The following is a 14540-nucleotide window of genomic DNA, read 5'->3' on the forward strand; positions in this document are numbered from 1 at the left end:
AAATTATTTAAAGAAACTATCAACGAATTCATATTTATTAAAGACCTGTAAGTCTTCAATTCCTTCGCCAACACCAATATATTTTACCGGAATTTGAAATTGATCTGAAATACCAATAACAACTCCGCCTTTTGCAGTTCCATCCAATTTAGTTACAGCTAATGAAGTTACTTCTGTCGCTGCTGTAAATTGTTTTGCCTGCTCAAAAGCATTTTGACCAGTTGAACCATCTAAAACTAAAAGTACATCATGAGGTGCATCAGCAACAACTTTCTGCATTACACGTTTTACTTTAGTCAATTCGTTCATCAAATTGATTTTATTATGAAGACGGCCCGCAGTATCAATTATAACCACATCTGCGTTTTGTGCAACTGCAGACTGTAAAGTGTCAAAAGCTACAGAAGCTGGATCGCTTCCCATATTTTGTCTTACGATCGGCACATCAACACGATCTGCCCAAACTTGCAATTGGTCAATAGCTGCTGCACGAAAAGTATCAGCTGCACCTAAAACCACTTTATGACCTGCTTTCTTAAATTGATAAGCCAATTTACCGATTGTTGTAGTTTTTCCAACACCGTTAACTCCAACAACCATTAAAACGTAAGGTTTTTTATCTTTCGGAATTTCAAATTCTGTAGCTTCACCCGAATTAGTTTCAGATAATAAAGCTCCTATTTCTTCTCTCAGAATCTGATTCAATTCATCTGTTCCTAAATATTTATCTTCAGCAACACGTTTTTCTATTCTTGAAATTACTTTTAAAGTTGTATTTACACCAACATCCGAAGCCACTAGAATTTCTTCCAGATTATCTAAAACGTCATCATCAACTTTAGATTTTCCGGCAACGGCTTTACTTAATTTAGAGAAAAAAGTAGTTTTTGTTTTTTCAAGACCTTTGTCTAAAGTCTCTTTTTTTTCGGTAGAGAATAATTTTTTAAAAAAACTCATTTTTTGTAGATTTTTAGATTTATTAGATCTCTTGATTTTCAGATCAGAAATCCAAATCTTTAAAGAAAGTGCAATTGTTTTTCAATTAACCTTGGTTTAAACAGAAATCCATATTAAAAAAAGTCAATTACTGTTTTTCTTTAAATTTATAGACAAATATAGGTAATAAAAAAGCTACTTCCGAAAGAAAGTAGCTTTTCTATATAATGTAATTGTAATTATTTCTTTTTCAAGAATTCATCAACTTCTTCAGGAGCCATAATAGATTCTACGAATGTATATGCACCAGTTTTAGGAGATTTTACCATTTTGATGGCTTTTGATAATCTCTTAGAAGATGTTTGTAACGATGCTACGGTTTTCTTTGCCATGATTCAAATGTTATTTGAAGTTTTTATAAAACTCGCATGGCAAAACCATTCGAGATTTACAAAAATCTCTAATTATTACTTAATTTCTTTGTGAACAGTTACTCTTTTCAAAACTGGATTAAATTTTTTAATCTCTAATCTGTCTGGAGTATTTTTTTTGTTCTTAGTTGTAATGTATCTAGAAGTTCCTGCAACACCAGAAGCTTTGTGTTCAGTACATTCTAAAATTACCTGGATTCTATTACCTTTCTTTGCCATCTTGCTATATATTTATTTAGGAAAAGATTATTTGATAAATCCTTCTGACTGTGCTTTTTTCAAAACAGCAGTGATTCCATTTTTATTAATTGTTTTTATCGTAGATGCTGCTACTCTAAGAGTAATCCATCTATCTTCTTCTGGAAGATAAAAACGCTTTTTAACTAAGTTTACAGAAAACTTTCTCTTAGTTTTGTTCATAGCGTGAGAAACGTTATTTCCTACCATCGCTCTTTTACCTGTAAGGTCACAAACTCTTGACATTATACTTATCTTTTATCGTTATTCAAAATCAGGGTGCAAAGAAAAGAAAAATAAACCATTGTAGCAAAAAATTATTGCACAAATTTTAAAATTTCTTTCTGTAATATTTCTAAACTCTTAACTGTTGCCCTATCTACCACTTTTTCACGAGGTTGTCCGAAGTTAAATTCTTCTACAATTACCTCCGTTGGGGTTGCCAAAGCAATAAAAACGGTGCCTATTTCCGCAGCTGAATCACCTTTTGAGGGTCCGGCATTCCCAGTCGTAGCAATACCATAGTCCGTTTTTAGTAAGTTTTTCACATTCAAAGCCATAGCCGAAGCAACAGCGGCGCTCACGACAGAATGTTCCTTCACAATTTCTTGTGGCACTCCTAAAACATTTATTTTAGCTTCTGTTGCGTAAGACACAATACTTCCTTTAAAATAACTAGAAGCTCCCGGAACGGCAGACAAAAGCGACGCTACACGACCGCCCGTAAAACTTTCTGCAGTCGAAACTGTTTTATTTTGTTTCGTCAAAATCTTACCAACCACAGATTCTATGGTTTCATTCTCCTCATAACCCACAATAATATCATGGATAATCAAGTCTAACGAACGCACATTTTCTTCGATTGCAGCTTCTAAAAGCTCTTTATCAGTTCCTCTTGCCGTTAATCTTAAGCGAACGCGGCCTGGATTTGGCAGATAAGCGAGTTTTATAAATTCTGGAAGATTGTTTTCCCAATGTTCAATACGTTCTGCAACTAAACTTTCGCCCTGACCATAAGTCAAAATGGTTTTATGAATAATATACGGACGTTTGTATTCACGAACTATTTTTGGAATTATTTCTTCTTCTACTAAATATTTCATTTCATAAGGAACTCCCGGAAGCGAAATAAACACGGTATTTTCTTTCTTCATCCACATTCCCGGCGCAGTTCCTACTTGATTATGTAAGACCGTACAAGTTGACGGAACCAAAGCCTGATCTTTATTAAGCTGTGAAATTGGTCTCTTATAAAATCCTTCGATTAATTGCGTTACGTGTGCTAAAACTTCTGGATTTACAACAAGTTCATCATTAAAATAGTCGCAGAAAGTTTTTTTAGTAACATCATCTTTTGTCGGACCTAATCCGCCTGTTACAATTACAACATCCACTTTATTTTGCAATAGAGCAAAAGTATCTAAAATATGTTTTTTATCATCGCTGATCGAAAGCATCTCTATTACCTCAACTCCAATTCTATCCAGCGATTTAGCAATAAAAGCCGAATTTGTATCTACGATTTGACCAATTAAGATTTCATCTCCAATTGTTATGATTGCTGCTTTCATATGTCTATAAGGAAATTTTTACCTGCCTATCATTCACAGGTTTATTATATGAAGATTGTTAGTGGCACTATATATTTCTACCACATTTTACCCAAAATCATAAAGAACTAATTTCTCTACAAATTGGATAAAGAAAACCCAATTCTCTTTTAAGAAAACAAGAATTGGGTATTTTATATTTTACAAATCAAAGTCTTTTTTAATCTCTTTGATCGCATCTTTAACTTGTATTCTAATACTTTTAAAGGTTTCAATAATATCTTTTTTCTTGCCTTCTGCTTTTGTCCAAGCTTCAACTTGAAGAATCTCTTCAAAAGCCACATTTAACCCCATTAAATCTAAAGTAGGCTTTATCTTGTGAGCATATGAATAGGCGTATTTATGATCCTTTTTCTTTATTCCTTCTTTAATTTGTTTTAAATCTTCGGGAACTTCTGTAACAAATAAATTTAAAATTTCGTTTACAAATTCAGGGTCGTTGTCTGAAAGCGCATACACTTTCGAAAGGTTGTATTTTAAAGCCATTATTTTACTTGTATTCTGAATAATTTTTTATCTTCTAAAAAGCCTTCTAAAACATCATTTGGTTTTACAGCTGCAACACCCTCCGGCGTTCCTGTAAAAATAATATCTCCAATTTTTAACGTAAAAAACTGAGATACATAAGAAACTAATTCATCAATTTTCCAGAGCATCATGTTTGAATTTCCTTTTTGAACTGTTTCTGCATTTTTTTTCAACTCAAAATTAAGGTTTTCCATAGAAACAAAATCAGTTTTTGGCAAAAAATCACCAATAACTGCCGAGCCGTCAAATGCTTTGGCTTTTTCCCACGGAAGTCCTTTTTCTTTTAACTTACTCTGAAGATCTCGCGCTGTAAAATCTATTCCAACACTAATTTCATCATAATATTTATGAGCAAATTTTGGTTCGATGTATTTCCCAACTTTATTAATCTTTACGATTATTTCAAGTTCATGATGAACATCTTCCGAAAATTCTGGAATTACAAATGGATGTTGCTTCAACAAAACCGCCGAATCAGGCTTCATAAAAACCACAGGCTCACTTGGACGCTCGTTTTTTAATTCCTCTATATGATTGGCATAATTCCTGCCGACACAGATAATCTTCATGTTTTTAGTGTTCAGTTCTCAGTTTTTAGTGTTCAGTAAAAAGCTACGCATCCAAAAACTGAATACTAATTCCTGAACACTGAATACTTTATTTTGTGTTTAATTTTCTCAATTTAATTGCCGTCAAAACTTTTTTGGTATACAAAGGAAAATCGGCGTTTTGAATCCAGCTGAAATATCCTGGTTCCGTTTCCAAAACTTTATCCACTTTAGCGCCTTTATGTTTTCCGAAAGTAAAAATTTCTTCATTATCAGCATCAAATGCAATCATTCCAGCAAAATCTGCTATCTTTTTACGAGTTGTAAATTCAGACAATGATTTCATATCATTCTCCAATTCTGGATAACGATCTAACTGTGCTTTTAAAATTTCATAAGTTGCCATTGTATCTGCTTCTGCCGAATGGGCATTTTCCAGACTTTTTCCGCAATAAAATTTTAAAGCCGCACTTAATGTACGTTCTTCCATTTTATGAAAAATAGTCTGCACATCTACAGATACTTTATTTTTCATATCAAAATCAACACCTGCACGAAGTAATTCTTCGGCAAGAAGCGGAATATCAAAACGATCTGAGTTAAAACCTCCCAAATCACTATCTTTAATCATATTATGAACCTGCGGCGCTAATTCTGCAAAAGTAGGTTCGTTGGCTACTTTTGCATTAGTAATACCATGAACTGCAGTTGTCTGCGGAGGAATTGGAATAGTTGGATTAACCAGCCAGGTTTTACTTTCTTTATTTCCGTTAGGAAAAACTTTAAATATTGAAATTTCTACGATTCTATCTTTACCGATATCAATTCCCGTTGTTTCGAGATCAAAAAAGCAAATTGGTTTGTTTAGTTTGAGTTCCATTTCTAATTTTTATAAGTTTACAAATGTAATTTTTAAAGCCGAATTTCCTCGTTTATTCTTATTTTTTTTGTCGAAAAAAGCTTTCATTTCGCAATTTTAACTTTTCAAAAATGAGTCTTAATAAAGTTCTAGTTTTGATTTCTAACCTTTTCTTACAAAAGAAAAATCCGGTAAGTTCTTAATACTTACCGGATTTAAATTTATTTTTAGAATATTTTTTAGAAATCTCTATCTACATCAAAAGCTTCTAAATATTCTGCTACCCTTTTTACAAAACTTCCTCCTAATGCACCATCTACTACTCTATGATCGTAAGAGTGTGACAAGAACATTTTTTGGCGAATTCCAATAAAATCTCCTTCTGGAGTTTCTATTACTGCTGGCACTTTACGAATCGCTCCAAGTGCAAGAATTCCAACCTGAGGCTGATTGATAATCGGCGTACCGAAAACGCTGCCGAAAGTCCCCACGTTTGTTACTGTATAAGTTCCGCCTTGCGTATCGTCTGGTTTTAGTTTTCCAGCTTTTGCACGGTTTCCTAAATCGTTAACCGCTTTAGCCATTCCAACAAGATTCAATTGGTCAGCATTTTTAATAACAGGAACAATTAAATTTCCGTTTGGCAATGCTGCTGCCATTCCTAAATTGATATTTTTCTTTTTAATAATATAATCACCATCAACAGAAATATTCATTCCAGGGAAATCTTTTAATGCTTTTGCAACCGCTTCCATCATAATTGGAGTAAAAGTAAGTTTCTCGCCTTCTCTTTTTTCAAAAGCAGCTTTTACTTTCTCTCTCCATTTTACAATGTTCGTCACGTCAACTTCAATGAACGACTGTACGTGCGCAGAAGTCTGAACAGAAGCCGTCATATAGCCCGAAATCAGTTTACGCATTCTGTCCATTTCTATAATTTCGTCTCCTCCATTTACAGAAACTGGAACTGCCTGCTGGCTTTTTTGAACAACTGGTTCCGGCGCTTTTGGAGTAACTGGCGCTGCAGTCGCAGTCGCAGTCTCAATTGGTGCACTTTTAGGAGTTACAATTCCAGACTTACGATCTTCTATATATTTTAAAATATCTTCTTTGGTAACTCGGCCGTCTTTTCCAGAACCTGCCATGTTTTCCAATTCACTCAAAGAGATATTTTCTTCTTTTGCGATGTTTTTTACTAATGGAGAAAAGAATTTTTCTGATCCTGAGAAATCTTCACCTGCAACAGTTTCTTTAACCGCTTCAATTGTGTTTTCAATCTCAACTGCTTCCGCAGGAACAGCAGATTCTTCTACTGCATTTGTTTCTGTAATCACTGCATCACCACCTTCAGTTTCAATAATGGCAATCGTCTGCCCTACTTGTACTAAATCATCTTTACCAAACAACTGCTCAACTAAAATTCCTGATACTTCGCTAGGCACTTCGCTGTCAACTTTATCTGTTGCAATTTCAAGTACTGCTTCATCAGCTTCAATTTTGTCTCCAACTTCTTTCAACCAATTTGTGATAGTTGCTTCAGCGACACTTTCTCCCATTTTTGGAAGCTTTAATTCAAATCTTGCCATATTGTTAATCTAAAAGATGTTTTTGATTTTCAGATTGCGAAATTACTGAATATTTTAAATATAAATTACATTTAATATAATTTTTTACTCCATTTTTATAATTTGACCTCTGTCATTTCGAGAATCACTTCCAATAATAAAATTGGTGTTTTTGGGTAAAATTTTAAAAGTAATACTCTTATCTTTAAGAGATTCTATGATTTTGATACATTTTTTGAATGAAACATACTGATTATCCAAAATTATCTCCAGCTTTTTACCCTTAAAAACAAGGCACGAATTTACCATTTTTTCCGCGGGGATTTCTAAAAAGCTGACTTTATTTTTTAAAGTTAAGGCTAATTTTTCAGACAAATCTTTATTTAAAGAGTAAAAAACATACGATTCAGGACTGGTCTTTGTTTTCGTTTTTCCTTGAAACATTTTTACAAAAGAGAAAAACCAAGTTCCAATTTGAATGAAGAAACTAAAAAACAATGATTTTTTAAAATGCTTTTTGTAGAAAAAATTCATGGCTTCCTGAAAATGCATCATATATTTTTCATCTTTCACAGTACTTTCACCTTTATAATGCAAAACCGTTGTTTCGTGAAAATAAAAATTAGCTTTTTGTTTTTGTAAAGCACGGTAAGACAAATCAATATCATCAGCATACATAAAACAGTTTTCATCAAAACCATTTAATTCTTGGTATAATTTACTTTCCAAAAACATAAAAGCACCAACCAGAATATCAACTTTTCCTGTTTCATTTTCATTTAAATGCTGGGCGTAATATCGATTAAAAAGTTTTGTTTTAGGAAAGATTTTATACAAACCGAAAATCTTAGTAAATGCAACCCATGGCGTCGGAATACCGCGTTTGCTTTCTGGAAGAAAATCCCCCGTTCCGTCTACCAATTTACAGCCTATAATTCCGAGATTAGTCTGCCTTTCGGCGAAAGCCAGAATTTTCACAAAAGTATCTTCGGCAACGACAGTATCAGGATTTAAAATGCAGATGTACTTTCCTTTCGCTTGACGAAAACCAATATTATTTCCCTTTGGAAAACCAAAATTTTCATTGTTTTGAATTAATTGTACTTCTGGAAATCTTTCCTGCATCATCAAAACACTATCATCTGATGAATTGTTATCCACTACGATAATTTCTGCATCAATGTCAGTTATTGCTTCCTTAACACTTAAAACGCATTGTTCCAGAAAGTAACGGACATTATAATTGAGGATAATAATGGATAACTGCATGAATATTTGATCTGTAAATTCGGGTCGAAAGTTAAAAATTTTCTGATAACCCCAAACGCAAAGACCAATCGTTTTTACTAATTCCGTAATCGAGTGCTAAATTACTGCCGTTTCGTTTGTTCCATTTAATGCGAATTCCTGTTCCAACAGCTGGATTCCATTTTTTAAAATCGTAAGTTTCCAATTTAGAAACCGAAGAAATATTGGTGAAAAATACGGCGCCAAAAAATCCGTTCCGACTAATATCGGTTCTATATTCGGTTTCAAAATAAATCAAGGCGTTGCTTCTATAACGGTTTTTTGTAAAACCTCGTCCCGTTTTTCCTTCGCGGTCCCAGCCAATACTTGGAAGATCTAAATAATGTGGTTTTCCACCAAAAGTAGACCAATAAAAAGCTCTTGAAGCCCAGACTCTGTGTTTGGTTTTATTAAAAGAATGGTATTTTCGGGCATCAATATATAAGGACTGCCACTTATCGCCTTCTACTCCGCTGGTATTAATCCGTAAATCGGCTTCTACGTATAAACCTTGGTCTGGATTGATACTATTTTTTCTTGAATCGTAAAGACCTTGAATTGCAAATCCTAACGAACTTTCATTAGAATAATCGCCATTCATATATTGAAAATAGTCGGTTTCACCATCTATATAAGATTCTTCAGAAATATTCTGATAATTATCAAAAAGAAAACCAACTCCTAAACGATAATTGCCAACAATCTTTCGAGTTACAAACTGATAAAAACGCCATTGCTGATAATCGAGAGTCGACATTTCTTCTTTAGAATCGTGCTCGCCTAAACCGTAAGTAAGCTGCGGATAAATCATATACCGATAATCTCCCATAAAATTCCATTTGTCTTCACTGGTATAAATATAGGATTGAATAGGAAAAACATATTGTTTGGTAAAACTAAAATAAGGCGAAAATGTAACTTGAGACATTTTTGTTTTTTGATGGTCTTCGCCTAAATAAAATGTCGTTAAAAAAGAAACCACCAAACCCGTACTAGAATTTACATCTACAGGAACTGGCAATAAAGAGAAAGCTAATTTCTTTTGATTGTCTTTTTTGACCGTATCATTTTTGTGAAAAACTTTATGAATAACATCTAAAATATCTCGAGTACCCGTACTTATACTGTCGTTTTGAGCGTTGCAAAACGAGGCTGTAAAAAAAAGCAATAAAATATATGTAATTTTTAAACTATTCACTTACAACATTTTAAAAACCATCTCTTACAAATTTAAAATTTTATTAAGAATAACAATCAAAAATTGTAAGGGAATAAAAAAGATTTTTAAATGAGGTAAAAAAACTAAATTTGGTTTGAACTAATCATTTGATTTTGAAAAAAATTGTGCGCTATTTTACTCTTTACTTTTTACTTTTCTTCCTTTTAGGATTTTCTGCAAAATCTCAAGAAAAACAAACAGATCTTGTGAAGTCTAACAAATGGTTTATTGCCGGACCAGCTAAAGAAAATGGAGAAGAGATCAATCGCATCCGTAAACAAAAAGGAATTATTGCTGTTAGCGCCAAAGATAATCCGAAGGGGGAAGTAGAATTGAATGTACTAATTACTTCATCTGAAACCAATGATGGAATTCCGACGAATCTTTCCGACGAATCAAAATATGTTGAAATTACCTATCAGTCTACTCAAATTATAAAACTGCAAGCGAGAGAAGGAAATCATGAAGGAACGGGCTGTGTACATGGAGGATCACATCCAAGAGTTAGTCTGCCTGCGTCTCCAAACCAATTTAAAACCATCAAAATTCCTTGGTCTAATTTTAAACAAGATGAACTGCCTGACGGAAAGGTTTTAAATATTCATAATTTATGTAAATTCAACTTTGTGAATTACAATCCTGTTTCTGGATCTGTATTGAAGATAAAGTCGGTTATTATTTTTTAGTTTTCAAACCCAGTCTTCATTCACAGTCTGTTAACTAAAAACTGTGACTGCGACTAAAACCGAACATTAAAGCTGCATCTGTATTTTATATCTATTGAGGATTTTCATAACTAAAAGCATAATTGTAGAAAACACCAAAGACCAAACAATTCCAGGAATTCCTTCTCTGAAATATTCTGGTATAAAATGAATATTAAATGCATCACAGAAATAATAAATAACACCCGGCAAAATATAAATCAATAACGGATTTGCGGCGGCAGGCATGAAAAAATCACTCCATTTTGTTTGTTTTTTAACTTCCATAAGCCAATACAAAAAATAAAACAAAATAGTGCAAATTCCTGCCGATAACATTGCCCAAGATGGAGTTCCTTGTATTTTTGAAATTCCGAAATACGGTCTAAGAAAAAATCCAACGGCAAAAAACAAAACTATAAAACCAATAACCGGCCAATTGATTTTACTTTCGATTTTTCTATCAAAAAATAATAACGAAATAACGATTCCAGCAGCAGCTAAAGCTGCATGTGTAAGATGTCCAGCAATAAAACTAAGCCAAGAAATATTTTGAACAAATGAATTTTCGGTTAGGTTTAGCGAATTCATAACTACACAAAAAACTAAGAATCCAATCATTGCCCAAAGATTTCCAGAAACCAGCCAATAATAAACAACCGTAAAAAGATACGCCCAGCCTATAAGTCCCAAAATCCCCCACCATTTTGGAGTCATTCCCCTTTCTCCAGTATCTTGAATGTATAAAAAGTAAAGTGCGATTAAAACCAAGATTCCACCATATTGAAGTACATTTTTTAACCACAGAGGAAAATCTTTAGGATATTTATTCCAAATGGGAATTGGCATTGAATAAGCCAAAAGTCCCCAAAAAGCTGGTGCTATAATCATTTTAGCAGCGTCATAACCATATTCGGCATTGACCATAAAAACGCCGATTATTATTAAGGCTAAAGCTCGTTTGAAAGTATGTGTCCAAATTGTTTTTGCAGAGTCGCCTTTTAGCAGTCTGGCATTAAAAGCAAATGGAACAGACATTCCGACAATAAATAAAAAAGCAGGAAAAACTAAATCTACAAAAGTCATTGCATCTGCATCTGCAGGCATGTGTTTCATCCATTGCGGGACATTTTTAATACTGGCCAGTTCATTAACAAAAATCATTACAAAAATCGTAATTCCACGTAGAGCATCAATAGAAATAATCCTTTGATTGAACAAATTCTCTTTTATTTTCATAATTTTTTACTATTTTACTAAAAATCAAATATAGTATAATTCTAAAATGTCTTGTTACGATTTCTATGTTAATTTTGCATTTATAAACTGAGTTAAACACATCTGCCCCATGTTTACATTCTTCAAATCAAAACCTGTATTAAAAGATCTGTTTGACGGCAGCTTTGTCGATATTCATTCTCACCTTTTACCAGGAATTGATGATGGCGCCAATACTCTTGAAAAATCTGTTGAGCTTACTAAATCTTTTCAAGAATTAGGAATCAGCCAAATTATCACAACACCGCATATAAGTCATTTCATTTGGAACAATACTCCTGAAATTATAGAGTCAAAACTTCAGGAAACAAAAAATGCATTAGAAGAAAACAAAATTGAGATTCCATTTAAGGCATCTGCCGAATATTTTATGGATAATTGGTTTGACAATCATTTAAAAGAAGAAAAACTATTGACTTTAAAAGAAAATTATGTTCTTGTCGAAATATCTTATTTAAGTGCTCCCTTAAATCTTTACAAAACAATTTTTGACATACAAGTTGCTGGTTACACGCCTGTTTTAGCGCATCCTGAACGATATCTATTTTATCATGAAAATTTTAGTGAATACGAAAAACTAAAAAACGCAGGATGTTTTTTTCAATTAAATCTTCTTTCTGTTGTTGGATATTATGGTTCAAAAGTTGCCAAAACAGCAGATGAGCTGCTAAAAAAGGGAATGTACGATTTTTGCGGAACTGACGTGCACCATCGAAAACATATTGCATCGTTTAATGAAAAAATAAAAGTCGCAAATATTGATACTTTAAAAAAAGTTGTTGCCAACAATCAATTTTTTAAATTCTAGAAATAGTGGTTAATATGCATTTTCTTCTCCTTTAAGAATATTGATTACTGTTTTTACAATAATCTTTATATCAAGCAGAAAGCTCCAGTTTTCGATATACCAAATATCGTATTCTACTCTATTTTCCATATCACTTAAAACCTTCGTTTCTCCTCTAAAACCATTTACCTGAGCCCAGCCGGTAATTCCTGGTTTGGCATATTGGCGTACAAAGTAATTATCGATCAAATCGCTGTATTCTTTGGCAAGATTAACCATATGCGGTCTAGGTCCAACTACAGACATGTCTCCATAGAAAACATTAAAAAACTGCGGTAATTCGTCTATACTGGTTTTACGAATAAAAGCCCCAAATTTAGTAATGCGACTGTCGCCTTTTTCGGCCTGCTTATTATGTGCTAAGCCATTAACATGCATACTTCTAAATTTCAAGCACATAAAAGACCTATTATCCCTTCCTGATCTTTCCTGCTTAAAAAAAATAGGCCCTGGAGATTCTAATTTTATAATAATCATAATTATAGGAAACAGCCAAGGAAAAACAAGCAGGATTACAAGACTAGAAAAACAAATATCAAAAATCTTTTTTAAAAGTCTGTTAGATGCAAACTCTAAAGGTTCTGTACGGAACATTAATACAGGAGTATTTTCATAAAAAGCAACTTCTACTTTACTGGCTTTTGTATACAGCTGGAAGTCTGGAATAAATTTAATTCGAACCATGTTTTGTTCGCAGATTCTAATTAATTCTGTAATTATTTCGATGTTATCGATGTGTAATGCTACATACATTTCATCGATTTTCTTATCAATTACAAAATTTTCAATGTTTTCAAACTGCCCAACAATAAAAGCTGGATCAACAACTTTTACATTTTCTCTTTTATCAAAAAAACCTAAGAAACGATATCCGTACGTTAGATCTTTTGCAAGTACTTTTCTAATTCCCTCACCGGCTTCATTTGCACCGACAATTATAAATGTTTTAAAATTGTATCCCTGCGCTCGAATATATTTTAAAAGTTTCATCGATAAAAATCTGGAAACCATTAAAAGCCCGAAGAAAATGAGATAAAAATATACCATTCGGAGTCTTGATATATCGGCATATTTTAGGTAAACAACAAATATGGAAACTATTGCAGCGTGAATTAATACTTTCTTCATTGTCCTCCATAAAATAGATTCTATAGGTTCAACACGAACACTTCTATTTGAATCATTTTGAAGAAGCAATGTAATCCAGATTAAAATCGCCAAAAGAGCAATTGTTCGTTCCTCTTTAGACAACAAGTGCTCTAAACCGCCAAATCTTGCAAATGCAGAAAGTACTGTTGCTAAGTTTAACAATACAATATCTACTACAACAAACAAAAGTTTGAAGTAACGCGAGATTCGGTAATGAGACAGTTTTTGTAAAATCTTCATAATGGGGAAGAATTCTATTCTAAAGAATAAAATTTAATTGCTGCAAAGTAACATTTTAATTATATTTTTTGTAGTTATTTTATTCTAATTATTTAAAACTTTAATTTTAACCTATGCAACTTTAATTTTGCAATCATGATAAAATATTTTTTCTGCTTTCTTGTAATTACAACCTCTTCTTATTCACAAATTTCAGGATGCACAGATCCGATGGCTGAAAATTTCAATCCAAAAGAAACAGAAAACGATGGAAGCTGCAGTTACAAAAAAGTAAAATTAAAACCAGAGTTTTCGAAAGATTTAAGCGATTCTATAAAAGAGACTTCTGGATTAATTGCGTTCGATAATTTACTTTGGACACATAATGATGACCACGACAAAACAATTTACGGATTGGATTCTTTAGGAAAAATTAAAAGAAAAATTGTTCTAAATGATATTGTTAATCATGATTGGGAAGAAATTGCTCAAGACAGTTCACATATTTACATAGGTGATTTCGGAAATAATTATTCTGGAAACCGATCTGATTTAAAGATTTTTAAGATTGACAAAAAATCATTTTTAGAAGAAAAACCAAGAATTGAGACAATTTCGTTTTCCTATTCTGAACAAACTGATTTTTCTGCTTCAAAACCAAACAAAACAAATTTTGACTGCGAAGCTTTTATTGTCTCTAAAGACAGCATTTATTTGTTTACCAAAGAATGGAAATCTTCTAAAACCAGTATTTATGTTTTACCAAATCAAACAGGAACGCAGACAGCAAAACTAAAATCAAAATTAGACACTAAAGGTTTGGTAACTGGTGCGACCTACTTAGAAAATAAAAATCTAATTGTTTTGTGCGGTTATACCAAAGTCGGAAAACCATTTTTGTATCTGCTTTACGATTTTAAAAATCAAGATTTTTTGTCTGGAAATAAAAGAAGAATAAAATTGAAGCTTCCATTTCATCAAATTGAAGGAATTGCAACTACAGATGGTCTGCATTATTTTTTGACTAATGAAGCTCTTGTTCGAAAACCTATTATAAATGTACCGCAGCAGATTCATTATTTGGATTTGAGTCCTGTTTTGAACCTTCATTTAAAAAAATAAG

At 32.7% G+C, this 14540-nt stretch carries 16 protein-coding genes; 3 read left to right on the top strand and 13 right to left on the bottom strand.

Translation table 11 applies throughout. The features are described 5' to 3' along the window. Window positions 1-3: 3 nt before the first annotated feature. The 11 genes from ftsY to BSF42_RS04810 all read right to left on the bottom strand — a co-directional run bounded on the left by ftsY (window position 4) and on the right by BSF42_RS04810 (window position 9199). On the bottom strand, window positions 4-957 hold the full coding sequence (gene ftsY, locus BSF42_RS04760; protein WP_095951966.1) for a signal recognition particle-docking protein FtsY: 954 nt from the start codon (window positions 955-957) through the stop codon (window positions 4-6). Window positions 958-1175: 218 nt separating this feature from the next. Then, on the bottom strand, window positions 1176-1328 hold the full coding sequence (locus BSF42_RS04765; protein WP_008468081.1) for a DUF4295 domain-containing protein: 153 nt from the start codon (window positions 1326-1328) through the stop codon (window positions 1176-1178). 75 nt (window positions 1329-1403) lie between these two features. After that, window positions 1404-1586, bottom strand: a complete 183-nt coding sequence (rpmG, locus tag BSF42_RS04770; RefSeq protein WP_011963553.1) for a 50S ribosomal protein L33 — start codon at window positions 1584-1586, stop codon at window positions 1404-1406. Window positions 1587-1613: 27 nt separating this feature from the next. Continuing rightward, window positions 1614-1850: a 50S ribosomal protein L28 gene (gene rpmB / locus BSF42_RS04775; protein WP_008468080.1), complete on the bottom strand. Its 237-nt coding sequence runs from the start codon at window positions 1848-1850 to the stop codon at window positions 1614-1616. A 71-nt stretch (window positions 1851-1921) separates the two neighbouring features. After that, on the bottom strand, window positions 1922-3175 hold the full coding sequence (locus BSF42_RS04780; RefSeq protein ID WP_095951967.1) for a CinA family nicotinamide mononucleotide deamidase-related protein: 1254 nt from the start codon (window positions 3173-3175) through the stop codon (window positions 1922-1924). A gap of 180 nt (window positions 3176-3355) precedes the next feature. Continuing rightward, window positions 3356-3700 carry an Hpt domain-containing protein gene (locus BSF42_RS04785; protein WP_095951968.1) on the bottom strand — a complete coding sequence of 115 codons (345 nt, stop codon included), beginning with the start codon at window positions 3698-3700 and terminating at the stop codon, window positions 3356-3358. After that, the gene (locus BSF42_RS04790) at window positions 3700-4311 is read right to left on the bottom strand and encodes a fumarylacetoacetate hydrolase family protein (protein WP_095951969.1); all 612 of its coding nucleotides are present in this window, start codon (window positions 4309-4311) and stop codon (window positions 3700-3702) included. The genes BSF42_RS04785 and BSF42_RS04790 overlap by 1 nt, the downstream gene beginning before the upstream one ends. An 88-nt stretch (window positions 4312-4399) precedes the next feature. Further along, entirely contained in the window at window positions 4400-5170 is a 771-nt protein-coding gene (locus tag BSF42_RS04795; RefSeq protein ID WP_095951970.1) for a 3'-5' exonuclease, read from the bottom strand. Between the two features lie 218 nt (window positions 5171-5388). Beyond that, a complete protein-coding gene (locus BSF42_RS04800) occupies window positions 5389-6735 on the bottom strand; it encodes a dihydrolipoamide acetyltransferase family protein (RefSeq protein ID WP_095951971.1) in 1347 nt (448 codons plus the stop codon). Between the two features lie 84 nt (window positions 6736-6819). After that, complete coding sequence (locus tag BSF42_RS04805; RefSeq protein ID WP_095951972.1) at window positions 6820-7983, bottom strand: glycosyltransferase family 2 protein; 1164 nt, start codon at window positions 7981-7983, stop codon at window positions 6820-6822. A gap of 31 nt (window positions 7984-8014) precedes the next feature. Continuing rightward, the gene (locus BSF42_RS04810) at window positions 8015-9199 is read right to left on the bottom strand and encodes a hypothetical protein (RefSeq protein WP_253250981.1); all 1185 of its coding nucleotides are present in this window, start codon (window positions 9197-9199) and stop codon (window positions 8015-8017) included. Between the two features lie 134 nt (window positions 9200-9333). On the opposite strand from BSF42_RS04810, the gene BSF42_RS04815 reads away from it, so the two are divergent. Beyond that, window positions 9334-9906: a hypothetical protein gene (locus BSF42_RS04815; RefSeq protein WP_253250982.1), complete on the top strand. Its 573-nt coding sequence runs from the start codon at window positions 9334-9336 to the stop codon at window positions 9904-9906. Window positions 9907-9972: 66 nt separating this feature from the next. Here BSF42_RS04815 and BSF42_RS04820 read toward each other — a convergent pair whose 3' ends face one another. Then, window positions 9973-11163, bottom strand: coding sequence for a DUF5009 domain-containing protein (locus BSF42_RS04820; protein ID WP_095951974.1), 1191 nt, complete (start codon window positions 11161-11163; stop codon window positions 9973-9975). A 109-nt stretch (window positions 11164-11272) separates the two neighbouring features. Here BSF42_RS04820 and BSF42_RS04825 point away from each other — a divergent pair, with 109 nt between their 5' ends. After that, window positions 11273-12010: a tyrosine-protein phosphatase gene (locus BSF42_RS04825; RefSeq protein ID WP_095951975.1), complete on the top strand. Its 738-nt coding sequence runs from the start codon at window positions 11273-11275 to the stop codon at window positions 12008-12010. A 9-nt stretch (window positions 12011-12019) separates the two neighbouring features. Here BSF42_RS04825 and BSF42_RS04830 read toward each other — a convergent pair whose 3' ends face one another. Further along, entirely contained in the window at window positions 12020-13438 is a 1419-nt protein-coding gene (locus BSF42_RS04830; RefSeq protein ID WP_095951976.1) for an undecaprenyl-phosphate glucose phosphotransferase, read from the bottom strand. A gap of 135 nt (window positions 13439-13573) precedes the next feature. On the opposite strand from BSF42_RS04830, the gene BSF42_RS04835 reads away from it, so the two are divergent. Beyond that, window positions 13574-14539, top strand: coding sequence for a hypothetical protein (locus tag BSF42_RS04835; RefSeq protein ID WP_095951977.1), 966 nt, complete (start codon window positions 13574-13576; stop codon window positions 14537-14539). The last annotated feature ends 1 nt before the right edge of the window (window position 14540 follow it).

It is taken from the genome of Flavobacterium sp. ACN6 (assembly GCF_002304005.1).
Classification (GTDB): Bacteria; Bacteroidota; Bacteroidia; order Flavobacteriales; family Flavobacteriaceae; genus Flavobacterium.